Consider the following 25,916-nt stretch of genomic DNA (forward strand, 5'->3'; position numbering starts at 1 on the left):
CCGCGCCCGACGGAACCCGCCTTGACCGCTGCCGCCCTGCCCACCGGCCTGATGCTCGTCCACGGCAACCACGCCGAAGCCCTGCGCGACCTGATGGTCGGCTGGATGCAGCGCTACCCGCTGGCCCCGCTCGAAAACGAAGTCATCCTGGTGCAGAGCAACGGCATCGCCCAGTGGCTGCGCCTGTCGCTGGCCGCCGACCGGCACGCCGGCGGCTGCGGCATCGCCGCCGCGCTCGACTTCCTGCTGCCCTCGCGCTTTCTGTGGCAGGCCTACCGCGCCGTGCTCGGCCGCGAGGCGGTGCCCGAGACCTCGCCCTTCGACAAGACCCGCCTCGTCTGGCGCCTGATGCGCCTGCTGCCTGCACTGATGCACGCGCCGGCCTACGCCCCGCTGCAGCGCTTTCTCGACGACGACGCCGACCTGCGCAAGCGCTTCCAGCTGGCCGAGCGCCTCGCCGACCTGTTCGACCAGTACCAGGTCTATCGCGCCGACTGGCTGGCCGCCTGGGCCGACGGCAGCGATGTGCTGATCGACGCCGGCGCCACCCGAGCGCCGCTGCCCGACGACCAACGCTGGCAGGCGGCGCTGTGGCGCGCCATCCTCGACGACGTCGGCGGCGCCAACACCCCGAACGACAGCGGCCGCGCCGCGGTGCACGCCGCCTTCATGGCCCGCGCCCGCGACTGGCATGGCGACGCGCGCCCGGCCGGCCTGCCGCGCCGCGTCATGGTCTTCGGCATCTCCTCGCTGCCGCGCCAGTCGCTCGAAGTGCTCGCCGTGCTGGGCCGCTGGACGCAAGTGGTGATGTGCGTGCACAACCCCTGCGAGCACTACTGGGCCGACATCGTCGCCGGCAAGGACCTGCTGCGCCAGAGCGCCCGCCGCCAGGCACGCCGCGCCGGCATGCCCGAGGCGCTGCCCGACGACGCCCTGCACCTCTACGCCCATCCGCTGCTGGCCGCCTGGGGCAAGCAGGGGCGCGACTTCATCGCCCTGCTCGACGAGCACGACAGCGCCGAGGCGCGCGAACACTATGCCCGCCATTTCGATGCCATCGGCCAGCGCATCGACCTGTTCTCGCCGCCCGACACCGGCCACCTGCTCGGCCAGCTGCAGGACGACATCCGCGCCCTGCGCCCGCTGGCCGAGAGCCGCGCCACCTGGCCGGCGCTCGACCCGGCACGCGATACCTCGCTGCGCTTCCATGTCGCCCACGGCCCGCAGCGCGAGGTCGAGATCCTGCACGACCAGCTGCTCGACGCCTTCAACGCCGACCCCAGCCTGCGCCCGCGCGACGTGATCGTCATGGTCCCCGACATCGACGCCTACGCCCCGCATGTGCAGGCGGTGTTCGGCCTGCTCGACACCGACGATGCGCGCCACATCCCCTTCAGCCTGGCCGACCAGGGCCGCCGCCATGCCGACCCCTTGCTCAACGCCGTGGCCCAGCTGCTGGCCCTGCCACAGTCGCGCCTGGCGGTCAGCGAGCTGCTCGACCTGATCGAAGTGCCCGCCCTGCGCGCGCGCTTCGGCATCGACGCGGCCGACCTGCCGCTGCTGCACCGCTGGATCCACGGCGCCAATATCCGCTGGGGCCTGCATGCCGGGCATCGCGCCAGCCTCGACCTGCCCGCGCCGGCCGAGGCCGCCGCCCCCAACACCTGGCTGTTCGGCCTGCGTCGCCTGCTGCTCGGCTATGCCGCCGGCCCCGACGCCGGGCCGTGGCAAGGCATCGAACCGCATGGCGACGTCGGCGGCCTCGACGCCGCCGTGCTCGGCCCGCTGGTGCAGCTGCTCGAACGCATTGAGCAGACCTGGCAGGCGCTGACCACGCCGGCCGACGTCCCCACCTGGTGCGCGCGCCTGCGCCGCCTGATGGCCGACTTCTTCGCCGCCGAGGACAGCGACGACGCCCTCACCCTGGCCCAGCTCGACACCGCCCTGCAGCGCTGGCAGGACGCCTGTGACGAAGCCGCGCTCACCGACGCCCTGCCCGTCTCGGTGGTCGGCGACGACTGGCTGGCCCGGCTCGACGAGGCCGGCCTGGCGCAGCGCTTCTTCGGCGGCGCCGTCACCTTCGCCACCCTCATGCCGATGCGCGCGATTCCCTTCCGCCAGGTGTGCCTGCTCGGCATGAACGACGGCGACTACCCGCGCACCCGCATCCCCATGGATTTCGACCTGATGGGCCGCGACTACCGCCCCGGCGACCGCTCGCGCCGCGAGGACGACCGCTACCTGTTTCTCGAAGCCCTGCTGTCGGCGCGCGAGCGGCTCACCATTTCGTGGGTCGGGCGCAGCATCACCGACAACACCCCGCGCCCGCCCTCGGTGCTGGTCGGCCAACTGCGCGACCACCTCGCCACCGGCTGGCGCCTGGCCGGCCATGACGACCCCGACGCCCTGCTCGCCGCGCTCACCACCGAGCACCGCCTGCAGCCCTTCAGCCCCGACTACTTCCCGCCCGCGCCCAACGACGCCGGCCACTTCACCTATGCCCGCGAATGGGCCGCCGACGCCCCGCCGCGCGCGCCCGACACCGCCCTGGCGCCGATCGCGCGCGAGACGCCGCTGTCGCTGCGCGAGCTGGCCGACTTCCTCCGGAACCCCGCCCGCGCCTTCTTCCAGCAACGTCTCGGCGTGCGCTTCGAGACCGACGACGCCACCAGCGACGATGTCGAGCCCTTCGAACTCGACGGCCTCGGTCACTGGGCGCTGCAGGCCGAGCTGATCGAGGCCCAGGCGCGTGCGCTGGCCGAAGGCGGCGACATCGACCACGCCCGCGACACCGCCCTGGCCGCCATCGCCCGGCGCGGCGCGCTGGCCGGCGGCGGCTTCGGCGAGGCCATGGGCGCGGCCCTGGTGGCGCCCATGCCGGAGCTCTTCGAGGCCTATGCCGACGCCCTGGCGCGCTGGCCGCAGGCGGCAAGCGAGGACGAAGCCATCCGCTTCGCCGCCACCCTCGACGGCCAGCCGCTCGAGCTGGCCGACTGGCTCGGCGGCCTGCGCCATGCCGTAGACGGCGCACGCGGCCGGGTGCGGCTGTCCGACAGCGATCTGGTCAAGGACAACAAGTACCGCGGCGACAAGCTCGTCCCGCACTGGGTCGCGCACCTGGCCGCCACCGTGTCGGGCGGCCCGATCACCACCGAGATCGTCAGCAAGGTCGGCGAGGTGACGCTGCCGCCGCTGGACCCCGACACCGCCGGCCGCCATCTGCACACCTTGCTCGCCGCCTGGCAGCAAGGCATGCGCCGGCCCTTGCCGCTGGCGCCGCGCACCGCCTTCGCCTGGCTCAACGCCCTGCCCGACCCGGGCGCCGCCGAGGGCGACGGCGCCGAGCTCGCCCTGCAAAAAGCCACCAGCGCCGCACGCCGGGCCTTCGAAGACAGCTACCAGGGCGCCGGCGAGCTGAACGGCGACGCCTACCTGCGCCGCGTCTGGGCCGACTTCGACGCCTTCGCCGGCGACGGCGAATTCGCCGAGCTGGCCGAGATGCTGCTGCGCCCGCTGCCGCTGGCGCTCCATGCCAAGGCGGACGGCCGCGCATGAGTGCCGTCGATACCCTCCTCGACCCGCTGCGCTTCGCGCTGCACGGCAGCCGGCTGATCGAGGCCAGCGCCGGCACCGGCAAGACCTACACCATCGCCGCGCTCTACCTGCGCCTGGTGCTCGGCCATGGCGGCGAGCACGGCTTTGCCCGGCCGCTGACGCCGCCCGAGATCCTGGTCGTCACCTTCACCGAGGCGGCCACCCAGGAGTTGCGCGAGCGCATTCGCCAGCGCCTGGCCGAGGCGGTCGGCGTCTTTCTCGCAGACCCCGACAGCGTCACCGAGCGCCCGCCCGGCGAAGACCTGCTGCACGACCTGCGCGCCGACTTCCCGCCCGAGCAATGGCCCGCCTGCGCGCGCCGCCTGCAACTGGCCGCCGAATGGATGGACGAGGCCGCCGTGTCGACCATCCACGGCTGGTGCAACCGTATGCTGCGCGAGCATGCCTTCGACAGCGGCAGCCTGTTCACCCAGGCGCTCGAAACCGACCAGAGCGAGCTGCTCGCCGAAACCGTGCGCGATTACTGGCGCAGCCACATGGTGCCGCTGCCGGCGGCCTCGGTGCTCGAGGTACTCGAGCACTGGCCCGGCCCGGCCACCCTGCAAGAAGACCTCGACGCCCTGCTGCCCCATGCCGCCACCCTGCCTGAGCCGGCCGCGCCGGCCGACACCCTGGCGCGCGTGCTGCATGAACGCAGCGCCGCCCTCGAGGCGCTCAAGGCACCGTGGGGTGCGTGGGTGGACGAGTTGCGCGCCCTGATCGACGCGGCGCGCGCGCAGAAGGCCTTCAACGGCGCCAAGCTCAACGGGCCCAACTTCGACAAGGCAATGGCCGCCATCGCCGCCTGGCGCGACGATGTCGACCTGATCCATCCGGGCCTGAGCGGCGCCACCAAGGATCGGCTCACCGAAAGCGGGCTGGCCGAGATCTGGAAGACCGGCGCGCCCCCGACCCATCCGGCCCTGCGCGCGCTCGACACCCTCGACACCACGCTCGCCGCCCTGCCCGAGGCGCGCGCCGACCTGCTGTGCCACGCCGCCCGCTGGGTCGCCGAGCGCTTCGAGCGCGAGCAGCGGCGCCGCGCCCAGATGGGCTTCGACGACCTGCTCACCCGCCTCGCCGCCGCGCTTGCCGGCCCCAACGGCGCGCAGCTGGCGGCGCGCATCCGCCACAGCTTCCCGGTGGCGCTGATCGACGAGTTCCAGGACACCGACCCGGTGCAGTACGCCATCTTCGACGCGGTCTATCGCATCGCGGCCAATGCGCCCGACACCGCGCTGATCCTCATCGGCGACCCCAAGCAGGCGATCTACGCCTTCCGCGGCGCCGACATCCACACCTATCTGGTCGCGCGCCGCGCCTGCGCCGGGCGCCGGCACACGCTCCAGCGCAACTACCGCGCCACGGCCGAGATGGTCGAGGCCACCAACCGCTGCTTCGCGCGCGCCGAGGCGCACCCGGACGGCGCCTTCCTGTTCAAGAGCGCGCAGGGCAACCCGGTGCCCTTCGTGCCGGCCGAGGCGCGCGGGCGGGCCGAGCGCTTCTGCATCGACGCCGCGCCCCTGCCGGCGCTCACCGCCTGGCATCTGCCGCCCGGCGAGAAAGGCATCGTCACCAAGGACAGCTACATCAGCCGCATGGCCGAGGCCGCCGCCAGCGAGATGGTGCGCCTGCTCAACTTCGGCCAGGCTGGCCGCGCCGCCTTCGTCGGCCCCGGCGGCGAGGCCCCGCTGCGCCCGGCCGACATCGCGGTGCTGGTCAACAATCGCAGCGAAGCGGCCGCCATCCGCGCCGCGCTGAGCGCGCTCGGCGTGCGCAGCGTCTATCTGTCCGAGCGCGACTCGGTACTGCAGACCGCCCAGGCCGCCGACCTGCAGCTGTGGCTGGCCGCCTGCGCCGAGCCGGACGACCCGCGCCGCCTGCGCGCCGCGCTGGCCACGCCCACGCTGGCGCTCGGCTGGGCCGAGCTGGACACCTTCAACCACGACGAGCAGGCGTGGGAGGCGCGCGTGCTGCAGTTTCGCGCCTACCGCGAGTGCTGGCGCCGGCAGGGCGTGCTGCCGATGCTGCGCCGGCTGATGCACGACTTCCACCTGCCCGCCCGCTTGATGGCCGATCCGCAGGCCAATGGCGAACGCGCCCTCACCGACCTGCTGCACCTGGCCGAATTGCTGCAGCAGGCCAGCGCCCGCATCGACGGCGAGCACGCGCTGATCCGCCATCTGGCCGAGCTGCGCGCCGACGACCGCCCCGGCGCCGACGCGCGGCAGATCCGCCTCGAAAGCGATGCCGACCTGGTGCAGGTGGTGACGGTGCACAAATCCAAGGGCCTGGAATACCCGCTGGTGTTCCTGCCCTTCGCCTGCACCTACCGCGCGGTCAAGCGCACCGACCTGCCGCTCAAGACGCATGATGCCGACGGCCGGCTCACGCTCACGCTGAACGCGGACGAAGCCACCCGCCGCCAGGCCGACCGCGAACGCCTCGGCGAAGACCTGCGCAAGCTGTATGTGGCGCTGACCCGCGCGCGCCACGCCACCTGGATCGGCGTGGCGCCCATCGACGGCCTGGCCGACAGCGCCATCGGCTATCTGCTCGGCGGCGGCGAGGCCATCGCCCCCGAGGCGCTCGCCCCCTTGCTGACGGAACTGGCCGGCGAGGCCGGGCCGATCTGCGTCGCCCCAGCCCCCGAAGCGGGCGAGGCGCGCTTCACCCCGCCCGCCGCAGCCGCCGCCCGCGGCGCCGCGCGCCAGCCGCAGCGCCCGGTGCGCGAGCATTGGTGGATCGCCAGCTACTCGGCGCTCAAGGCCGGCGGCCCGATGGCGCGCGGCGCCGCCGACACGCCGGGCGAGGACATCCTGCGCGAAACCCTGGCCACGCCCGACGCGGCCCCGCAGCCACCGCTCAAGACACCGGCGCCCGGCTCGCTGCACGCCTTCCCGCGCGGCGCCGAGGTCGGCAGCTTCCTCCACGAACTGCTCGAATGGGCGGCGCGCGAGGGCTTCGCCGCCAGCGCCGCGCAGCGCCCGCGCCTGCGCGAGATGATCGCCCGGCGCTGCCAGCAGCGCGGCTGGGGCGAGTGGACAGACACCCTCACCGACTGGCTGACCCACTTCGTCACCGTCGAGCTGCAGTTGCCGGATGCGACGGTCTCGCTGGCCACGCTCGACACCACGGTGGCCGAAATGGAGTTCTGGATCGCCGCGCACCAGGTCGACACCCTCGCCCTCGACCGCCTGGTGTGCGCCCACACCCTCGGCGCCGCGCCGCGCCCGGCACTGCAACCCGACCGGCTCAACGGCATGCTCAAGGGCTTCATCGACCTGGTGTTCGTGCATGAAGGCCGCTACTACGTGGCCGACTACAAGTCCAATTGGCTCGGCCCGGACGACGCCGCCTACACCGCCGAGGCCATGCGCGCGGCCATCCTCGACGCCCGCTACGAGCTGCAGTACGTGCTCTACACCTTCGCCCTGCACCGCCTGCTCGCCGCCCGCCTGCCCGACTACGACTACGAGCGCCACATCGGCGGCGCGGTGTACCTGTTCCTGCGCGGCAGCCGCGCCCCCGGCCAGGGCCTGCATGTCGAGCGCGCGCCACGCGCGCTGATCGAGGCGCTCGATGCGCTATTCGCCGCCACGCCGGAGGCCGCATGATCCCCTGCCTGCCCGAATCGGCACCGCCCGCAGCCGACGCCCTGCCCATGGCCACGTTGCTGGCTGGCTGGGCCGAGCGCGGCTGGCTGCGAGCGCTCGACGTGGCCTTTGCCGGCTTTCTGTGGCGCGAGGTGCCCGAGGCGCCACCGCTCGCCATCCTCGCCGCCGCGCTGGCCAGCCACCAGCTCGGGCGCGGCCATGTATGCCTGGACCTGGCCGCCACGCTGGCCGACCCGGCCTTCGCCCTGTCGCTGCCGCCCGAGGGTGCCGAGGCCACCGAGCCGGCCGCCCTGCCCGGCGCGGTACTCAAAACGGTCACACTCGATGCCTGGCTGGCCGCGCTCGACAGCCCGGCCCTGGTCGCTCCCGGCGCCGGCAGCACGCCGCTGGTGCGCGTCGGCAACCGCCTCTACCTGCGCCGCTACTGGCAGTACGAGCAGGACGTGCGCGCCGGCATCGACCAGCGCCTGCAAGCCGGCACACCACCTGCCGCCACCGCGCTGCGCGGCCCGCTCGATGCGCTGTTTACCTCCACCACCGGCGGCCCCGACTGGCAGAAGATCGCCTGCGCACTGGCCGCTCGCAGCGGCTTTGCCATCGTCACCGGTGGCCCCGGCACCGGCAAGACCACCACCGTGGTCAAGCTGCTGGCCCTGCTACAGGCGTTGGCGCTGGACCAACCCGGGGGGCGCGAGTTGCGCATCCGCCTGGCCGCGCCGACCGGCAAGGCCGCCGCGCGCCTCAATGCCTCGATCGCCACCGCCGTGGCCGGCCTGCCGCTGGGCGCGCTGGCCGATGGCGACGCGGTGCGCGCCGCGATTCCGACCGCCGTCACCACCTTGCACCGCCTGCTCGGCAGCCGGCCGGACAGCCGCCAGTTCCGCCACCATGCCGGCAAGCGCCTGCCGCTCGACGTGCTGGTGATCGACGAAGCCTCGATGGTCGACCTCGAAATGATGGCCGCCGTGCTCGCCGCCCTGCCGCCGCAGGCCCGGCTGATCCTGCTCGGCGACAAGGATCAGCTGGCCTCGGTGGAAGCCGGCGCGGTGCTCGGCGAGCTGTGCCGCCGCGCCGAGGTAGGCCACTACACCCCGGCCACGGCCGCGTGGCTGGCCGAGGCCTGCGGCGAGGCGCTAGACCCCGCCTTGGTCGACAGCGCCGGCACGGCGCTCGACCAGGCCGTGGCGATGCTGCGGGCGAGCCACCGCTTTTCGGCCGACAGTGGCATCGGCCGCCTCGCCGCGGCGGTCAATGCCGGCGACCCGGTCGCGGTGGCCGCGCTGTGGCAAGCCGCGCCGACCGACCTGCGCCGCCTGACGGGCGACGCCTGCACCGAGGCCGCCTTCGGCGCATTGATCCTCGATGCTAAGCACGGCTACCGCCACTACCTCGAGCATGTCGGCCGCGAACGCCCGGCCCATGACGCCGGCCAGCCGGCCTTCGACGCCTGGGCACATGCCGTGCTGGCCGCCCACGGCCGCTTCCAGCTGCTGTGCGCGCTGCGCCGCGGCGCCTGGGGCGTGGAAGGGCTCAACACGCGCATCGCCCAGGTGCTGCACGGCGCCGGGCTGATCCCCGCGGTCGACGGCTGGTATGCCGGCCGGCCGGTGCTGGTGACGCGCAACGACTACGGCCTGGGCCTGATGAACGGCGACATCGGCATCACCCTGCCGGTGCCGGGCACGGGTGAGGACGGGTGGAGCCTGCGTGTGGCCTTCCCGGCCAGCGATGGCAGCGCGGGCATCCACTGGGTGCTGCCCAGTCGCCTGCAGGCGGTGGAGACGGTGTATGCGCTCACGGCGCACAAGTCGCAGGGCTCGGAGTTCGCGCATGTGGCACTGGCGCTGCCCGAAGCGCCCAGCCCGATCCTCACCCGCGAGCTGCTGTACACCGGCATCACCCGCGCCCGCATGGCCTTCACGCTGCTGTGCCCCGGCGGCGCGGCGGTCGAGCAGGCGGCGATCGAGCGGCGTGTGTTGCGCGACAGCGGCTTGATGGCTTAGAACCGCAGGGCAGGCTCTCAACACACAAGGCGCGACGCATGGCCCACACCCATCCCGACGGCTGGCAGACCCTCAACGCCACCGGCGCCCAGGCGCGGCGCATCGACACCCTGGCCCGCCTGGCGCGCGCCCTGCCCGCGGCCTACACCATCTATCACGCGGTGCACTGGAGCACGCTGGAGGGCGAGCAGTCGATCTATGGCGAGATCGACTTCATCCTCGTCAACCAGGCCGGCGATGTGCTGCTGATTGAACAGAAGGCCGGCCTGCTCGACGAGACCGATGCCGGCCTCGTCGAGCGCCACCCGGTGCGCCCGCGGCAGGTGGCGGCGCGCATCGCACAGGCGCTGCACATCGTGCGCGGCAAGCTGGACGCCGCCCTGGGCAAGGAGCGCGGCGGGCTCGAATACCTCTTCTTCTGCCCCGACTACCATGTCAGGTCGCCGGCCACCGCCGGCATCGACGCCGGGCGCATCGTCGACGCCGGCCGGCGCGAGGCGCTCGTCGAGATCATCGACCGCATCCTGCCGCCGCGCAGCGACCACGCCCGCGCCGCCAAGGTGCATCGCCTATTGCGCGACATCCTGCAATTGCAGCCGGACGTCAGCGCGTTGGTCGGCCGCGCCGAGGCGATGGTCACGCGCATCTCGGGCGGGCTGGCGCACTGGGGCCGGCGGCTGGATTTCAGCCCCTTCCGCCTGCGGGTCACCGGTACCGCCGGCTCGGGCAAGACCCAGCTCGCGCTGGCCGAGTACCAGGCCACGCTCGAGGCCGGCAAGCGGCCGCTCTATGTGTGCTACAACCGGCCGCTGGCCGACCATTTCAACGCCATCGTCCCGCGCGGCGGGCTGGCCTGCACCTTCCACATGCTGTGCGACCTGCACCTGCAGTCGCACGACGAGGCCACCGATTTCTCCGCCCCCGGCGCCTTCGAGCAGTTGGTCAGCCGCGCCGCCGCCCGGCCGCCGCAGGCCGAACTGATGTTCGACACCGTGATCGTCGACGAGGGGCAGGACTTCTCCGCCGCCTGGCGCGACATCGTGCTGCGCCACGCCACGCCCGAAGCGCGCCAGCTGTGGCTGGAAGACCCGCTGCAGAATCTCTACGAGCAGCCGCCGGTCGAGTTGCCCGGCTGGGTCACGCTGCGCTCCGAGGCCAACTACCGCAGCCCGCGCGCCATCGTCGACTTCCTGCGTCCGCTCTTGCCCGAGGGCCTGCAGATCGAGGCCCAGTCGCCCTTCAGCGACACCGGCGTGGACATCCTCACCTACCGCGATGCCGAGCAGCTGCGCGAGCGCGTCAAGGAGGCCATCCGCCGCACCTACGCGGCCGGCTTTCGCAAGGAAGACCTCGCCATCCTCAGCTTCCGCGGGCATCAGCACTCGGCCCTGCTGCATGCCGAGCGCCTCGGCCAGACCACGCTGCGCACCTTCACCGGCGGTTACGACCTGCTCGGCCAGCCGGCGTACACCGCGGGCGAGGTGCTGATCGAATCGGTCTATCGCTTCAAGGGCCAGGCCGCGCCGGCCGTCATCCTGGCCGAGATCGACTTCGACACGCTCGATGCGCGCAGCGCCCGCAAGCTCTTCGTCGGCGCCACCCGCGCGCGCCTGCACCTGGTGCTGGTGATGTCGGAACGCGCAGCGGCCCGACTGGCGCAGGCGTAGGCTTGGGCCATGAAGACGCTACTGATCGTGTATCACACCATGACCGGCGGCACCTTGCAGATGGCACGCGCCGCCGCGGACGGCGCTGCGACCGAAGAGGCGGTCGCGGTGAGGCTGCTGCATGCCGCCGAAGCCGGCCCCGAGGATGTGCTGGCAGCCGACGGCTACCTCTTTGCCACGCCGGAGAACCTGGCCGCCATCTCGGGCCAGCTCAAGGACTTTTTCGACCGCAGCTATTACGCCGCGCTCGACCAGCTCAACGGCCGCCCCTACGCCACCCTGGTATGCGCGGGCAGCGACGGCGCCAACGCGGCACGCCAGATCGAACGCATCGCGACCGGCTGGCGGCTCAAGGCGGTGTCGCCGCCCTTGATCGTGTGCACCCATGCGCAGACGACCGAAGAAATCCTGCGTCAGAAGCACATCGCGGCGGACGAGCTGACCCGCTGCGAGGAGATCGGCGCAGCCTTGGCGGCCGGCCTGGCGATGGGCGTGTTCTGAGGCATTGCCGCGCGGCCGGCCCCCCCGGCTACGACAACCACAGCGCCAGCAGCCCGATCGCGGCCGGCAGCGCCTGCACGAAGAGGATCTTGCGGCTGGCGGTTGCCGCGCCGTATAGCCCGGCGACCAGCACGCAGGCGAGAAAGAACACCTTGACCGCGAAACCGTCGGCACCGAGCACCAGCCCCCACAGCAGGCCGGCGGCGAGAAAGCCGTTGTACAGCCCCTGGTTGGCCGCCAGCACCTTCGATGCACGCGCCGATTCCAGCGTTTGGCCGAAGGCGCGCAGCCCCGCCGGCTTGTCCCACAGAAACATCTCGAGCACCAGGATGTAGAGGTGGATCAGCGCCACAAGCGCCACAACAATGTTACCGAACGTTCCCATGGACATTTTTTTCCGATCGACAGGGCCTGCGGCCAAGCCCGACATGTGGGTGGAGCACGCAGTGTAGCGTGTCGGCGAGCCCGAATCACCGCCCCCGGTAATGCCGCGGCCTCCCGGCCCATCGCAAAGCAATCGGGCGCCTTTGAGCGGCGTCCATGGCGCGGGAGCGCCGCACCGCGCGGTTCGCCAGCCTGCGTCAGGACACCGGCAAGCACGTCGGCACTTACAAATATTCCGTTGCAGTTTTATGGCATGCCAATGTTCTACCGTCGACAATGAAAATGTTATATCTTGTCAGCCGATCGAACGACCCGGCAGTGGGCGCAACCGCCCGCCCCACTCAGCCACCTGGAGAAGCAGCATGCAATTACCCGCTTTCATGACCCTCGCCGTCGGCCTGTCGGCGGCCATGGCCGCCCCGTCGGCTTGGGCACTCCCCGACGCCGAACTGAACAGCACGGCGACCGGTAGCTACGACTTCACGCTCGGCGCGAAGTCCGGCAACCTCAGCACCTCCGAATCCGATGCCACCGGTGCGCCGAGCACCGTCAGCGGCAGCAAGAACGGTTTCGGTTTCGATGCCACGGCCGCGGTGAACGAAACCGCCCTCTCGGCCTACGCCAGCACCGCCTACCATCCCGCCGGCAATGCCGGCTCCGGCAGCAGCAGCGCCTCGGCCGTCGCCAGCCTGACCGACTTCATCACCTTTTCCGGCGGCGCCGGCATGGGCAGCGCCAGCCTCACGGCACTGCTCACCGGCACCCTCACCGGCAACAACTTCGGTTCGGCCGGGTACTCGCTCAGCATTGCGCTGTACGACGTGACCGACCTGGGCACGAGCTACAGCCTTTCGAACCCGCTGATGCTGGCCGCCGACACCCGGAACATCGCCGGGCGTCAGTTCGTGACGGTCAACGACACCTTCGAGTCGGACTTCGATTTCGAGTACGGCAAGACCTACGGTCTGGTGGCCACCTTCTCCGCCCTGGCGGACAACGGGGGCGTTGCCGATTTCAGCAACACCACCAGTTTCGCCATGGCGGCAGCTCCCAATGTGCGACTGGAATCCCAGGCCGGCATCGACTACGGCATTGCCGCGGTTCCTGAGCCTCAGTCCTACGCCATGCTGCTCGCCGGCATCGGTTTGATGGGCCTGATCGCCCGCCGTCGCAGCTGAGTCGTTCCCGCACCGTTCGACCGGGGGCCCGTGGGCCCCCGGTTTTCATTTGTGCCCACCGCAGGCGGGCTACCCCGCTTTCTTGCGCGATTTCTTGCCGGACTTCCGGGGGGTCATGCCCAGCCAAGTGGCGCGCCACTCGGCCAGCGCGGGATAGAGTTTGGCTTCGCGTCCGGCCAGTGCGGCTTGCAAGGCACGCAAGGCCGCGATGTCGGTCTTGCCCAGAGCCTCGGGCAGCACCGGCTGCATCACAACATGCAAGGCGCCGCGCCCGCCGCTGCGCAATGGCAGACCCTGGCCGGGCAGCTCCAGGCAGGTTTCGACCGCCGTGCCCGCCGGCACTTCGACACATACCGTCTCACCGCCGGGCACCGGCACCGTCACCGGCTCGCCCGCCAGCAGGGCGAACAACGGGACCGGCACGCGCACTTCGAGCGCCTCGCCGCGCAGGGCAAACAGCCCGTGCAGACGCAATTGGCAGACCAGCAACAGATCGCCCGGCGGCAGATCGCCCACCGGCTGTGCCTTGCCGGCCACACGCAACGTGCGCCCCGGCCACATGCCAGCCGGCACCGTCACCCGCAGCTTGCGACCGGCCCGGCGCTCGCCGCTGCCCTCACAGGCCTCGCACGCCGCCTCGGCGGAGTACCCGCGCCCGCCGCAGACATCGCAGCGCACCAAGCCGTGGCGGCCCTGCACCCGTCCGCTGCCCCGGCAGCAGGCGCACATGCGCGACGAGGCCAGCGTGATCCGGCCCGTGCCGTCGCATTCGTCGCAAGGTTCGGGCCGCGTCAGCTCGAGCACCTGAACGTCGCCGAAGATCGCCTCCTCGACCGTCAGCCACAGCATCTCCTGCTGGTCGGGGCCGCGCACCGGCGCCGCGTCTGGCTCGGCCATGTCGTCGGCCACATCATCCGGCCCGGTATCCGCACCGCCGCCGCGGATCAGCAGATCATGCGCCGCCTTGACCTGCCGAAAGCGCTCGGCCGCTTCCGCCCCCGCGTTGCGGTCGGGATGCCAGTGCATGGCCAGCCGACGAAAGGCGCGCTTGATCTCGGCGGGCACGGCACCGGGGGCGAGGCCGAGGGCGGAATAGGCTTGGGTACGGGACGAGGCAGGCATGGTCGAACGCAGGGATCATCAACACATCGGGGCGCCAGCTTAACCCGGAAATTTCATCGGGGCGCGGATGGATGGGCGAGCAGTGGGCAATGCAGTTCGGTCGCGAACGACGAAGACAAGGCCGGGGGCCTTGGTGAGGAGGAGCGGCCGAAATGCGCGGCCAATGCACGCACAGCCACCGCGCAGGCCCGACGAGCCAAAGTGGCTCTGGCGTCGGCTGCGGCAAAGCCGCGCGGGTATTGACGCTGCCGGCAGAAAGGGGCCGGCCTGGTGAAATATCCGGGTTAGCCCGCCCGGGGCCTCGGCGGCGCAGCGGTGGTGACGGCCGGCAGCGCAAGAACGCTTACGTTTTCGGGCTGGTCGCCCGGCCCGCCGCCGACTAGCTTGAAATAACCCCACGCAGGAGATCAAGCATGACGCTGAAAACCGCACTGGCAGCCGCCCTGTTCGCCGTCTCGACCGGCGCCTGGGCCTTTCACTGCCCGATCGACATGAAGAAGATCGACGAGGCCATGTCCAAGAATCCGCAACTCAGCGCCGAACAGATGGCGCAGGTCAAGACCTGGCGCGCCGAAGGCGAAGCCTTGCACAAGGCCGGCAAGCATCAGGAGGCGGTCGACACGCTGGCCAAAGCCTTGAAAGTGCTCGGCGTGTAAAGGGCCGCCTGGCTCAAGCCGCACGCAAGCCCAGCTTCGTCGCCCAGCGACGCAATTTGTCGCCATCGACCAGCCCGGTCGCCAGCGCAGTGCCGGCCAGGATCACGCCGGCACCGGCGAGCATGCGCAGGCCGAGGGCTTCGTCGAGGATCAGCACGCCCCAGCCCATGCCGAAGGCGGGGATCAGAAAGGTAACGGCGATCGCGCGCGCCGGGCCGATGTTGGCGATGAGCCGGAAGTAGAGAATGTAGGCCACCGCCGTGCAGGCCACTGCCAGCACGGCGGCAGCGCCCCAGGCGCCAAGGCTGATCGGGCCGTCCGGCCACAGCCACCAGGCCAGCGGCGCCAGCGCGATGGCCGCGGCGGTCTGCCCGCCGGTGGCAATCGCCAGCGAGGAGACACCGGTGAGATAGCGCTTGGTGTAGTTGGCCGACACACCATACGACAGCGTCGCGGCCAACCCCGCCACCACCGACAACACGATGTGCTCGCCATGGAAGCCGGCCTTGCCCGACACCAGCACGCCGACGCCGACGAAGCCGATCGCCAGCCCCGCCGCGCGCCAGCGGGTGAGCCGCTCGCCAAACCACAGCCGCGCCACCAGGGCGGCCCACAAGGGCGCGGTGGCGTTGACGATGGAGGCGAAACCGGCCGTCAGCGAGAGCAGCGCCCAGGCGATCAGCACGAAGGGCAGCGCGGAGTTGAGAATACCTATGACGGTCAGCGGCCAGGCATGCTGCACCAGCTCGCGCCACTGCCCGCGCCAGACGATGATCGGCAGCAGGAACAGCGCGGCGAACAGCACGCGGATGAAGATCAGCCCGACCGGTCCGAACTCTGGCGCGGCCTGGCGCATGAACAGGAAGGAGGCGCCCCACAGGGCGGCGAGCAGGATCAGGTCGAACGTGTCACGCGGTCGCATGCGCGGCCTCCAGGTCGAGCAAGGCCCGCTTGCGGTCGAGCCCGCCCGCGTAGCCGGTGAGGGATCCGTCGCGCCCGATCACGCGATGGCAGGGGATGATCAGCCACAGCGGATTGCGGCCCACCGCGGCGCCGACGGCACGCGCGGCGCGCGGGCGACCGAGCGCCTCGGCCAGGGCGCCGTAATGCGTGGTGGCGCCGTAGGGCAGCTTGAGCAAGGCGGTCCACACCGCCTGCTGGAAGGCGGTGCCTTGCGGATCAAGCGACAGATCGAACGCCGTGCGTTCGCCGGCGAAATAGGCACGGATCTGGCGCGCCGCCTCGTGGCACACGGCGCTGGCCGGCAGATCGCAATCGGCATCGTCGAAATACGCGCTGAGCAGGCCGGCCTTGCCGGCGCGCAACTGGCAGACGCCGAGCGGGGTGTCGAAGCGCAGTCCGTAGCTTGCTGAAATCATGATGTCGCCTCCTCGGCTTCGCCGAGCGAAGCCCATAAATGCATCACGGCGTAGGCCCGCCAGGGGCGCCAGGCCTCGGCCTGCTGGCGCGCCTCGCGGGCGCTGCACATGCCCAGCGCAGCACGCACGCCATAGTCGCCGTCGGGGTAGGCATCGGGCCAGGCCAGCGCGCGCATGGCGATGTAGTGCGCCGTCCATGGGCCGATGCCGGGCAAGGCCTGCAGCTGGGCGATGGTGTCCTGCACCGGCGCGCCGGGCGAGAGCATGAGCCGCCCCTCGGCCACGGCCGCTGCCAGGGCAATGATGACCTCGGCGCGACGGCGGATCACGCCCAGCTCGGCGATCTGCGACACGCTCAGCGCGGCGATGCGCTCGGCCGTGGGGAAGGTGGTATTGACCGCGGCCCACGGAGTATCGAGCGCCGTGCCGAAGGCCGCGGTGAAGCGGCCGGCCAGCGTGCGGGCGGCCTTGACCGTGATCTGCTGGCCGAGCACCGCCCGCACCGCCATCTCGATGCCATCGAAGGCGCCGGGCAGGCGCAGGCCGGGCCGGGCCTCGGCGAGCGGGCCGAGCGCCTGGGTCACGGCGGCGGGATCGGCATCCAGATCGAACAGGCGGCGCACCCCGGCCAGCGCGGCCGGCACGGCGGCGGCCAGCGAGGCCGACAGCGTCACTTCCAGCGCCGCCTTGCCGGGGCGCACGCCCAGCCAGCCGCGCACGCCGTCGAGGCGCACGCTGCGGCGGTATTCACCATCGACCACCTGCTCGACGCCGGCGATGGTGCGCCCGGCGAGGAAGTCGACGAGGCGCGCGTAGTCCAGCGGCGGGCGGTAGCTGAGCGTGAAGTGCAGCGCATCGTCCGCCCCCGGCCGGCGCGGGCCGCGCAGCGCCGAGGGCACCATGCGGTAGTGGCGCTGGAAGGCGGCTTCGAGCGCGCGCAGGCTGCCGAAACCGGCCGCGGCTGCCACATCGGTGACCGGCAACCCGGTATCGGTGAGCAGACGCTTGGCCAGCAGCAGGCGGCGGGTGCGCAGGTAGTCGGCCGGCGCCACGCCGAAATGCTCACGGAACAGGCGGCGCAGATGGCGATCAGTGATCCCCACCTTGCCGGCCAGCGAGGCCACCGACAAGTCGTCGGCCAGATGCGCATCGATCAGGCCGGCCGCGGCATGGGCCAGGGTGGCGCTGGCATCCATCGCCGACAACCCCGGCGCCAGCTCGGGCCGGCAGCGCAGGCAGGGCCGGAAACCCGCCGCCTCGGCTGCCGCGGCGCTCACGTAGAACGTACACACGGACCGCCGCGGCGTGCGCACCCGGCACACGGGCCGGCAGTAAATGCCGGTGGAGCGCACGCCGACGAACACCCGTCCGTCGAAGCGGGCGTCATGGGCGGTGAAAGCGTCGTAGCAGCGGTCGGGATCGAGTTCCATGCCTGCATTATGGTCAGCGCGCCGGCATGGGGCACGAACACATCGGACATGGAATCGGGCAAAACTGTCAGGCCCGCCGCGGGCTGTGGTTCAATGCCGCATTGTGTTGCACTGCGCCATGCCATGCCCGCTCTGTGGATGATCCTCGCCAGTTTGCTGTTCGCCTGCATGGGCGTGTGCGTCAAGCTCGGTGCGGACCGCTTCAGTGTCGCAGAGCTGACCTTCTACCGTGGCCTGGCCGGCCTGCTGTTCATGGCCGTGTTCATGCGCCACCGCGGCACGACTTTTCGCACCCGGCACTGGCGCCTGCAGGTGTCGCGCGCCGTGTCCGGCTCGGTGGCGCTGGGGTGCTATTTCTTCGCCATCAGCCAATTGCCGCTGGCGGCGGCCGTCACGCTCAACTACACCTCGCCGATCTTCGTCGCCTTGCTGCTCGCGCTGTGGTTCCGCGAAGCGCTGCGACCGCTGGCGCTTGTCGCCGTGCTGCTCGGCTTTGTCGGCGTCGTGGCCTTGCTGCGCCCGACCCTGGCGGCCGATCAATGGCTGGGCGCGCTGGCCGGCCTGGGCTCGGGCCTGATCGCCAGCCTGGCCTACATCAATGTGCGCGAACTGGGGCGCGCCGGCGAGCCGGAATCGCGCACCGTCTTCTACTTTTCGTGCATCACCTGTCTGGGCGCCCTGCCCTTCGTGGTGGCCGGCGGCGGCTTTCGCCTGCCCGAGGCCAGCGGCGCGGCGCTGGTGCTGGGCATCGGCGTGTTCGGCACCGCCGCCCAATTGGCCATGACCCGCGCCTACCGGGTCGGCGCCACCATCGTGGCGGCCAACCTGGCCTATTCCACCGTGGTGTTCGCCAGCCTGTTCGGGGTGCTGTTGTGGGGCGAAGTGCTGCCCGCGCCGGCCTGGTTGGGCATCGCCCTGATCATGAGCAGCGGCATCCTCGTCACGCGTGCCCGAGCACCCGCGCCCGGCGCACCACGCGGCGATTGAAGCGCTCCGGGCCGGTCGTTATAGTAGAAGCAGGCCTTCTGCCCAAAAGGAGCACGGCATGATCACCAAAGAGCACGCCCCCGGCATCGTCGCCATCGCGGTCTTCGGCGAGTTCACCCTGGACGATTACCGGGAGTTCGAAGAACTGGTCAATTACAAGATCAAGTTCGAGGGGCCGGTCAATCTGCTGATCGATCTGCGCGAGATGAGCGGCTTCACGATCGACGTGGCATGGGAAGAAATCCGCTTCAGCCGCCAGCACAAGAACGACTTCGGCAAGATCGCCGTCATCACCGAAGACCAGTGGGCGACCTGGAGCGCCTGGATATCGCAGATGTTCGTCGAGGCCGATGTGCGGGTCTTCGCCGATGAAGCCGACGGCCGCGCCTGGCTGGCCGGCGAGGAACTGGTCGAGTGAGCGAGCCTTTTCGCACGCTGATCACCCCCGAGCGCCTGATCCATCATCTGCAGACGCCCGGGTGGGTGGTGGTGGATTGCCGCCACGACCTGGCCAACCCCGATTTCGGCCGCGCCGCCTACGCCAAGAGCCACATCCCCGGTGCCCGTTTCCTGCACCTGGACGACGATCTGTCCGGCCCGCGCACCGGCCGCAACGGTCGCCACCCGCTGCCGGACCCCACCGATCTCGCCCGCCGGCTGGGCGAGATCGGCATCGACCGCGACAGCCAGGTTGTCGCCTACGATGATTCGGGCGGCATGTACGCAGCCCGCCTGTGGTGGCTGCTCAACTGGCTCGGCCACCGCAATGTGGCCGTGCTCGACGGTGGTTTTCAGGGCTGGTGTTCGGATGTCGCCCTGCTCACCCACCAGCCGACCACCCCGGCTCCGACCCGCTTCGACGCCGCGCCGCAACCGCTCGCGGTGGATGTGGACTATGTCGACCGGCACAAGGGCGGCGACGCCATGGTGCTGGTCGATGCCCGCAGCCCGGATCGTTTCCGCGGCGAAAACGAAACCATCGACCCGGTCGGCGGCCACATCCCGGGCGCCATCAACCGCTTCTTCAAGGACAACCTCCGCCCCGACGGCCGCTTCAAGCCGGCCGACCAGCTACGCCGCGAATTCACCACCCTGCTCGCCGGGCGCGATCCGCAAGAGGTGGTGCATCAATGCGGCTCGGGGGTCACCGCCTGCCACAACCTGCTGGCGATGGAGATCGCCGGGCTGCCCAGCGGACGGCTGTATCCCGGGTCGTGGAGCGAGTGGTGTGCGGATGCGACGCGCCCGGTGGCGCGCGGAGCCTAGCCCGTCGGGCGCTACCAGTCCACGCGTTCGATCTGGCCGAGCGAGCGGCCCAGAAAGCGTTCGCCGATGGTCTGGAAGCGCAGTGGCACGTCGGTCACGCAGAACTGCGTGGCCGAATGCTGTGCGCCGGGATTGGCCAGATCGAGCCTCGCCAGCGTTTGCGCGGCCTGCTCGGCCACCGTGATCGCCGAGTCGACCAGCCGCACATCGCGCCCGACCACGTCCATCAGCAGCGGCTTGAGCAGCGGGTAATGCGTACAGCCGAGCACCAGGGAGTCGACCTGCTCGGCCAGCACCGGCTTGAGGTATTCGAGCGCCGTCAGCCGGGTCACCGGATGGTCGAGCCAGCCCTCTTCGACCAGGGGCACGAACAGCGGGCAAGCCTGCGAATAGACGCGCACACCAGCGTCGAGCGCATGCATGCGGCGGGCGTAGGCATTGGAGTTGATGGTGGTGGGCGTGCCGATGACGCCGATGGCGCGGCCGCGCGAGCCGGCCACGGCGGCCTGGGCGCCGGCATCGATCACGTCCAGCACCGGCACCTCGCCCGCCTGCCGACGCACCACATCGCCAGCCACGGCGGCCATGGTGTTGCAGGCGACGATCAGCATCTTGACGCCGCGCGCCATCAGGAAATCGGTGATCTGTTCAGTGTAGTGGGCGATGGTGGCGACCGACTTGATGCCGTAGGGCACGCGGGCGGTGTCGCCGAAATAGACGATGTTCTCGAGCGGCAGGCGCTCCATCAGCGCACGCACCACGGTCAGCCCGCCGACGCCGGAATCGAACACACCAATGGGCAGGGAACGGTCAGCAGGCATGGACGGGGCCGCGCGAAAAAGCGGCCATTCTACGCCGATGTGGCGACGCGGTCGGCGTGTTGCGCCAGCGCCCAGGCGACATGTTCGCGCACCAGCGCGGAAGGATCGTCGGCGCGGGCGCGCAAGGCGGCGAGCACGGCCGGGGTGGTCGGCGCATTGCCCAGGCCGACGGCGAGATTGCGCAACCAGCGCTCGTGGCCGATGCGGTAGATCGGGCTGCCGGGCATGCGCGCCTCGAAATCCTCGGCCGTCCAGGCGAACAGCTCGACCAGCGTGGCGCTGTCGAGGCCATGACGCACCGCGAAGTCGGCCTCGGCGGTGCGCCGTGCGAAGCGGTTCCAGGGGCACACCAGCTGGCAGTCGTCGCAGCCGTACACCCGGTTGCCGATCAGCGGGCGAAATTCCTCCGGAATGGCGCCGTGCAGCTCGATGGTGAGGTAGGAGATGCAGCGCCGCGCGTCGAGCTTGTAGGGCGCCACGATGGCCCGGGTCGGGCACACGTCGATGCAGGCCGTGCAATCACCGCAGTGGTCGCGCACCGGCGGGTCGACCGGCAACGGCAGGTCGGTGAAGATCTCCCCCAGGAAAAAGAAGGAGCCCGCCTCGCGGCTGATCAGCAAGGTGTGCTTGCCGCGCCAGCCGATGCCCGACTCGGTGGCCAGCGCCACTTCGGTCACCGGCGCCGAGTCGGTGAACACTCGGAAGCCGTGCGGCACCTCCTCGGCGATGCGCTCGGCGAGCTTTTTGAGGCGTAAACGCAACACTTTGTGATAATCGCGCCCGAGCGCGTAGCGCGAGATGTAGGCCCGCTCGGGATCGGCGAGCGCCGCCTCGGCATCGGCCGACTCGGGCCAGTAGTCGAGCCGCGCCGTGATCACCCTCAAGGTGCCAGGCACCAGCTCGGCCGGGCGGCAACGGCGCAGGCCGTGTTTGGCCATATAATCCATCTCGCCGTGAAACCCCGCCGCCAGCCAGGCTTGCAGGCCGGCCTCGGCACCCGGCAGTTCGGTGCCCGTGATGCCCACCTCGCCGAAGCCCAACCCCAGGCCCCAAGCGCGAATGCGCGCCGCCAGCGCGACGCCGTCGACCGCTTCGCCCCCCGCCCCGGAGACGCCTAGATGATTCACTTTGTCCATAGCCCGGATGATAGCGACCCGACCCTGCGGGCGCATCTGGCCGACGAGGCGGCCACGCTCGCGCTCGGCGCCGCGCTGGCGCCAGCCCTGCAACGCGGGCTGGTGATCTACCTGCTCGGCGACCTCGGCGCGGGCAAAACCACGCTGGTGCGCGGCCTGCTCAGGGGGCTCGGTCACACCGGCAGTGTGAAAAGTCCCACATACACCTTGATTGAACCTTATGTCGTTTCTAGATTAGACTTATATCACTTTGATTTTTATCGGTTCACTTCGCCCGACGAATTTCTCGACGCGGGCCTTGAAGAATACTTTTCAGCTCAGGGAGTCTGCCTGGTCGAATGGCCGCAGAAAGCCGAGCCGTATGTGAGCCCGGCGGACATCGAAATCAGGCTGGACATTGAAGGGGACGGGCGCGAAGCGATCATTCGCCCTTTGACGGACACGGGACGACAATGCGCAAAAAAAATAGCAACGAGCCCCGCCCGGTAGGGCAGAACGCACCGCGCCGGCACTTTCTCAAGGCCGCAGGCGCCACCTTCGCCATGCTGGTCACGCCGCTCGGCCATGCCATGCCGCGACTGCTGGCCGTGCGCATCTGGCCGGCCGAGGACTACACCCGGATCACCCTCGAATCGCATGCCGAGATCAAGGCCTCGCACCTGATCGTCAAGAACCCGGAGCGCTTGGTCATCGACCTCGAAGGCGTGGAGTTCGACAGCGTGCTCAAGCATCTGCCCGACAGCGTGACCGGGGGTGACCCCTACATCCAGCTGATCCGCGCCGGGCGCAACCGCCCGGGTGTGGTGCGCGTGGTGGTCGAGCTCAAGCAGGAAATCAAACCGCAGATCTTCACCCTGCAGCCGGTCGGCGCCTATGGCCACCGCCTGGTGGTGGATCTCTACCCCACGCAGCCGATCGATCCGCTGCTGGCGCTGATCGAAAAGAACTCGCCCACCGAAGCGGCGATCGGCGACGCGCCGACGCCGAGCCGCGACGAGGCCGAACCGCAGACCGTGAAGCACGCCGAGCGGCGCGATCCGGCCGGCGAACGCAAGATGAACCGCTTGGTGACGGTGGCCATCGACCCCGGCCATGGCGGCGAGGACCCGGGCGCAGTCGGCCGGCGCGGCAGCTATGAAAAGAACGTCACGCTCAAGATCGCCCGTCTGCTGAAGAAGAAGATCGACGCCGAACCGGGCATGCGTGCCGTGCTGACGCGCGACGGCGATTACTTCGTGCCGCTGCAGACACGGGTGCGCAAGGCCCGCGCGGTCAAGGCCGATCTGTTCCTGTCGATCCATGCCGACGCCTTCGTCAAACCGGATGCGCGCGGCAGTTCGGTATTCGTGCTCTCCGAGCGCGGCGCGTCGAGCGCGGCGGCGCGCTGGCTGGCCAAACGCGAAAACGATGCCGACCTGATCGGCGGCGTGGCCATCGGCGGCCAGGACGGCCACCTGGCGCGCACCCTGCTCGACCTGTCGCAGACCGCCACCATCAACGACAGCATGAAGGTCGGCAAGGCCGTGCTGGCCGAGCTGGGCGACATCAACACGCTGCACAAGCGCGATGTCGAGCATGCCGGCTTTGCCGTGCTGAAGGCGCCGGACATCCCCTCGGTGCTGGTCGAAACCGCCTTCATCAGCAATCCGGAAGAAGAGCGCCGGCTCAACGACTCCGCCTACCAGGACAAGATGGCTCAGGCCATCCTGAAGGGCATCCGTCGCTACTTCGACGACAACCCGCCGCTGAACCGCACGCGCGTCGCCCAGCTCAACTAGGGCCTGCAGCCACCCGCAGGCAGTGCACGCTGAACAGCTGTTCAGCGTCGCACCACACCTGCTCGGTGACAAACCCCACTTCGGCCGCCAGGGCCGCGAATTGCGCCGGGCTGTACTTGTAGGAATTCTCGGTGTGGATGCCCTCGCCTTCGGCAAAGTCGAAGATCTGGCCAGCCACCTGGATGCGGGTGGGCCGACAGGCCTGCAGATGCATCTCGATCCGCCCGAGCGCCTCGTGGTAGAAGGCGCGGTGGACAAAGTCGTCGATCACCAGCTGCGCCCCCAGTTCCCGGACCATCCGCTTGAGCACGTTGCGATTGAACGCGGCGGTCACGCCGGCGGCGTCGTTGTAGGCGGCGTTGAGCCGGGCCGGGTCTTTCTTCAGATCGACCCCGATCAGCAAACGCCCGCCGGGCCCGACCATGCCGGCGACCCAGCGCAACAGGTCGCGCACGTCGTCCGGTTCGAAATTGCCGACGCTGGAGCCGGGGTAGAACACCACCCGGTGGGCCTCCGGCGACATCGGCGGCAGTGCGAACTGGCGCGTGTAATCCACGCAGGTGGCGCGCACCCGGATCTGCGGATAGTCGCGCGCAATCCCCAGCGCGGAATCCCGCAGATGCGTCAGTGAGATGTCGAGCGGCAGGTATTCGGCCGGCCGCAACACGTCGAGCAGGCTACGGATCTTGATGTCGCTGCCGCTGCCCAACTCGATCAGCGCGGCCTGCCGGCCAAGGCGCTCGGCGATCTCGCGGCCATGCGCGCGCAGCAGACCGATCTCGGTGCGCGTCGGGTAGTACTCGGGTTGGCACGTGATCGCGTCGAACAGCTGCGAGCCCTCGGCATCGTAAAAGAACTTCGGGGGAATGCGCCGGGGGCTCACGGCCAGGCCGGCGAGGACTTCGCGCCGGAAGTCGGCCACGGCGGGCTTGAGGTCGTGCAACTCGAAATTGGCCGGTTCTGTCATGTCGGGTCCTGCGCCAGGCGGATGCCCTGGAACTGCCAGCGCTCCTGGGGATAGAAGAAGTTGCGATAGGTGGCGCGCACATGGCCGACCGGCGTGGCGCAGGAGCCGCCGCGCAAGACCATCTGCCCGGACATGAACTTGCCGTTGTACTCGCCGAGCGCCCCCGCCGGCGGCCGATAGCCGGGGTAGGCCAGATAGGCCGAGGCGGTGTGCTCCCACACATCGCCGAAGAGCTGCACCAGGCCGTCGCCGGTGGCCGCCTGCGGATGCAGCAGGCCGTGATCGACAAAGTTGCCCAGCACCGGCGCCTGGGCGGCGGCCACTTCCCACTCCGCTTCGGTGGGCAGGCGTGCGCCGGCCCACGTGGCGTAGGCGTCGGCCTCGAAATAGCTCACATGCGACACCGGCGCCGCCAGATCGAGCGGGCGCAGACCGCCGAGGGTGAACTCATGCCAATCGCCGTCGATGCGCTCCCAGTAGCGCGGCGCGCTCCAGCGCCCAGCCTGCGCCGTGGCCCAACCGTCGGACAGCCACAGCGCCGGATTGCGGTAGCCACCGGCATCGACGAAGGCGAGGTACTCGGCATTGGTCACCGGCCGGTTGGCCAGGGCATAGGGGCGGAGGAACACCTTGTGGCGCGGGCGCTCGTTGTCATAGCTGAACCCTTCGCCATCATCGCCACAGGCGAGCAAACCGCCCTCGAATGCCTGCCAGGCCAGCGGCAGCGCATCGACCGAGCGCGGCGCCGCCAGGTCGGCGCGGTAGGCCGGGCGCAGCGGGTTGACCGAAAAGTGCTGCTTGACGTCGGTGAGCAGCAACTCCTGGTGCTGCTGCTCGTGATTGAGGCCGATCGCCAGGCGCGACTGCACCGTCGGCCACAGGTCCTCGCCGATCTGGTCGACCAGCGCCGCCATGGCGCCATCCACATGCGCCCGGTAGCGATACACCTCGGCCACCGTGGGCCGCGACAGATGCCCCCGATCGGGCCGAGGATGGAACTGGCCGACCTGCTCGTAGTAGGAGTTGAACAGCGTCCGGTAAGCCGGATCGAAGACCCGGTAGCCGGGCAGAAAGGGTTCGAGCAGAAAGGTCTCGAAAAACCAGCTCACATGGGCCAGATGCCACTTGGGCGGGCTGGCAAAGTCGGCGGTCTGCAGCCCGTAGTCTTCCACGCACAGCGGTGTGCACAAGGCCTCGCTGGCGGCGCGGACGCGGCGGTAGGCGCCTGCCCACGCGCTGCGGTCGCCGACGTGGGCCGGATCGGTGTCAGTCAGGTCGGTCATCAGGCGCCCCTCACGGATCAACCCTGCCAGCAAACCAAATGCACACGCCATGCGTCAAGCGCAACGATCCTGCGGCGTTTGTCGGCAACGGACTTGCGGCGGCGCACCAAGCGCCCGAAAATCGACGCCTTGGGGCTATAATTGCCG

General features: G+C 70.4%; 21 protein-coding genes. 12 read left to right on the plus strand and 9 right to left on the minus strand.

All coding sequences use genetic code 11. The features are described from left to right. The first annotated feature begins 21 nt into the window (after nucleotides 1–21). Genes recC through I8J34_RS00760 form a run of 5 tightly spaced genes read left to right on the plus strand, consistent with a single transcriptional unit; the run spans nucleotide 22 to nucleotide 11,382 of the window. Complete coding sequence (gene recC / locus I8J34_RS00740; RefSeq protein ID WP_230411655.1) at nucleotides 22–3,555, plus strand: exodeoxyribonuclease V subunit gamma; 3,534 nt, start codon at nucleotides 22–24, stop codon at nucleotides 3,553–3,555. Further along, nucleotides 3,552–7,211, plus strand: a complete 3,660-nt coding sequence (gene recB, locus I8J34_RS00745; protein WP_214359440.1) for an exodeoxyribonuclease V subunit beta — start codon at nucleotides 3,552–3,554, stop codon at nucleotides 7,209–7,211. Before recC ends, recB begins: the two co-directional genes overlap by 4 nt. Then, nucleotides 7,208–9,214, plus strand: coding sequence for an exodeoxyribonuclease V subunit alpha (gene recD / locus I8J34_RS00750; RefSeq protein WP_214359441.1), 2,007 nt, complete (start codon nucleotides 7,208–7,210; stop codon nucleotides 9,212–9,214). The genes recB and recD overlap by 4 nt, the downstream gene beginning before the upstream one ends. Before the next feature lie 38 nt (nucleotides 9,215–9,252). Continuing rightward, nucleotides 9,253–10,881 carry an ATP-binding domain-containing protein gene (locus I8J34_RS00755; RefSeq protein ID WP_214359442.1) on the plus strand — a complete coding sequence of 543 codons (1,629 nt, stop codon included), beginning with the start codon at nucleotides 9,253–9,255 and terminating at the stop codon, nucleotides 10,879–10,881. 9 nt (nucleotides 10,882–10,890) lie between these two features. Beyond that, on the plus strand, nucleotides 10,891–11,382 hold the full coding sequence (locus I8J34_RS00760; RefSeq protein WP_214359443.1) for a flavodoxin family protein: 492 nt from the start codon (nucleotides 10,891–10,893) through the stop codon (nucleotides 11,380–11,382). Nucleotides 11,383–11,410: 28 nt separating this feature from the next. On the opposite strand, the gene I8J34_RS00765 is transcribed toward I8J34_RS00760, so the two are convergent. Next, nucleotides 11,411–11,767: a DUF1304 domain-containing protein gene (locus tag I8J34_RS00765; protein ID WP_214359444.1), complete on the minus strand. Its 357-nt coding sequence runs from the start codon at nucleotides 11,765–11,767 to the stop codon at nucleotides 11,411–11,413. A gap of 361 nt (nucleotides 11,768–12,128) precedes the next feature. Here I8J34_RS00765 and I8J34_RS00770 point away from each other — a divergent pair, with 361 nt between their 5' ends. Continuing rightward, complete coding sequence (locus tag I8J34_RS00770) at nucleotides 12,129–12,944, plus strand: PEP-CTERM sorting domain-containing protein (RefSeq protein WP_214359445.1); 816 nt, start codon at nucleotides 12,129–12,131, stop codon at nucleotides 12,942–12,944. Nucleotides 12,945–13,013: 69 nt separating this feature from the next. Here the strand turns inward: I8J34_RS00770 and I8J34_RS00775 are convergent, their stop codons facing one another. Further along, nucleotides 13,014–14,066, minus strand: a complete 1,053-nt coding sequence (locus I8J34_RS00775) for a DnaJ C-terminal domain-containing protein (protein WP_214359446.1) — start codon at nucleotides 14,064–14,066, stop codon at nucleotides 13,014–13,016. Between the two features lie 413 nt (nucleotides 14,067–14,479). Here I8J34_RS00775 and I8J34_RS00780 point away from each other — a divergent pair, with 413 nt between their 5' ends. Continuing rightward, nucleotides 14,480–14,722, plus strand: coding sequence for a PA2433 domain-containing protein (locus I8J34_RS00780; RefSeq protein WP_214359447.1), 243 nt, complete (start codon nucleotides 14,480–14,482; stop codon nucleotides 14,720–14,722). Between the two features lie 13 nt (nucleotides 14,723–14,735). Here the strand turns inward: I8J34_RS00780 and I8J34_RS00785 are convergent, their stop codons facing one another. From I8J34_RS00785 to alkA, 3 genes are read right to left on the minus strand one after another with little or no spacing between them, the layout of a single operon-like run. After that, a complete protein-coding gene (locus I8J34_RS00785; protein ID WP_214359448.1) occupies nucleotides 14,736–15,644 on the minus strand; it encodes a DMT family transporter in 909 nt (302 codons plus the stop codon). Further along, entirely contained in the window at nucleotides 15,631–16,101 is a 471-nt protein-coding gene (locus I8J34_RS00790) for a methylated-DNA--[protein]-cysteine S-methyltransferase (protein ID WP_214359449.1), read from the minus strand. Before I8J34_RS00790 ends, I8J34_RS00785 begins: the two co-directional genes overlap by 14 nt. Further along, nucleotides 16,098–17,531 (minus strand): DNA-3-methyladenine glycosylase 2, encoded by a 1,434-nt coding sequence (gene alkA, locus I8J34_RS00795; protein WP_214359450.1) that lies wholly within the window; start codon nucleotides 17,529–17,531, stop codon nucleotides 16,098–16,100. The genes I8J34_RS00790 and alkA overlap by 4 nt, the downstream gene beginning before the upstream one ends. Nucleotides 17,532–17,654: 123 nt before the next feature. Between alkA and I8J34_RS00800 the strand changes: the two genes are divergently transcribed. The 3 genes from I8J34_RS00800 to I8J34_RS00810 are packed head-to-tail and all read left to right on the plus strand — an operon-like array spanning nucleotide 17,655 to nucleotide 19,784. After that, nucleotides 17,655–18,518, plus strand: coding sequence for a DMT family transporter (locus I8J34_RS00800; protein ID WP_214359451.1), 864 nt, complete (start codon nucleotides 17,655–17,657; stop codon nucleotides 18,516–18,518). A 58-nt stretch (nucleotides 18,519–18,576) separates the two neighbouring features. Continuing rightward, complete coding sequence (locus I8J34_RS00805; protein ID WP_214359452.1) at nucleotides 18,577–18,936, plus strand: SpoIIAA family protein; 360 nt, start codon at nucleotides 18,577–18,579, stop codon at nucleotides 18,934–18,936. After that, nucleotides 18,933–19,784 (plus strand): sulfurtransferase, encoded by an 852-nt coding sequence (locus I8J34_RS00810; RefSeq protein ID WP_214359453.1) that lies wholly within the window; start codon nucleotides 18,933–18,935, stop codon nucleotides 19,782–19,784. Before I8J34_RS00805 ends, I8J34_RS00810 begins: the two co-directional genes overlap by 4 nt. 11 nt (nucleotides 19,785–19,795) lie before the next feature. On the opposite strand, the gene murI is transcribed toward I8J34_RS00810, so the two are convergent. Both murI and queG read right to left on the minus strand, forming a co-directional pair. Next, nucleotides 19,796–20,605 (minus strand): glutamate racemase, encoded by an 810-nt coding sequence (gene murI, locus I8J34_RS00815; RefSeq protein WP_214359454.1) that lies wholly within the window; start codon nucleotides 20,603–20,605, stop codon nucleotides 19,796–19,798. A gap of 29 nt (nucleotides 20,606–20,634) precedes the next feature. Next, nucleotides 20,635–21,741 carry a tRNA epoxyqueuosine(34) reductase QueG gene (queG, locus tag I8J34_RS00820; RefSeq protein WP_214359455.1) on the minus strand — a complete coding sequence of 369 codons (1,107 nt, stop codon included), beginning with the start codon at nucleotides 21,739–21,741 and terminating at the stop codon, nucleotides 20,635–20,637. Between queG and tsaE the strand changes: the two genes are divergently transcribed. Continuing rightward, nucleotides 21,724–22,230, plus strand: a complete 507-nt coding sequence (gene tsaE / locus I8J34_RS00825) for a tRNA (adenosine(37)-N6)-threonylcarbamoyltransferase complex ATPase subunit type 1 TsaE (RefSeq protein ID WP_214359456.1) — start codon at nucleotides 21,724–21,726, stop codon at nucleotides 22,228–22,230. The genes queG and tsaE overlap by 18 nt on opposite strands. Next, entirely contained in the window at nucleotides 22,194–23,519 is a 1,326-nt protein-coding gene (locus I8J34_RS00830) for an N-acetylmuramoyl-L-alanine amidase (protein ID WP_214359457.1), read from the plus strand. Before tsaE ends, I8J34_RS00830 begins: the two co-directional genes overlap by 37 nt. On the opposite strand, the gene egtD is transcribed toward I8J34_RS00830, so the two are convergent. Then, nucleotides 23,512–24,486 carry an L-histidine N(alpha)-methyltransferase gene (egtD, locus tag I8J34_RS00835; RefSeq protein WP_214359458.1) on the minus strand — a complete coding sequence of 325 codons (975 nt, stop codon included), beginning with the start codon at nucleotides 24,484–24,486 and terminating at the stop codon, nucleotides 23,512–23,514. The genes I8J34_RS00830 and egtD overlap by 8 nt on opposite strands. Further along, nucleotides 24,483–25,769 (minus strand): ergothioneine biosynthesis protein EgtB, encoded by a 1,287-nt coding sequence (egtB, locus tag I8J34_RS00840; RefSeq protein ID WP_230411656.1) that lies wholly within the window; start codon nucleotides 25,767–25,769, stop codon nucleotides 24,483–24,485. Before egtB ends, egtD begins: the two co-directional genes overlap by 4 nt. Nucleotides 25,770–25,916 lie beyond the last annotated feature (147 nt).

Source organism: Denitromonas iodatirespirans (assembly GCF_018524365.1).
GTDB lineage: Bacteria > Pseudomonadota > Gammaproteobacteria > Burkholderiales > Rhodocyclaceae > Nitrogeniibacter > Nitrogeniibacter iodatirespirans.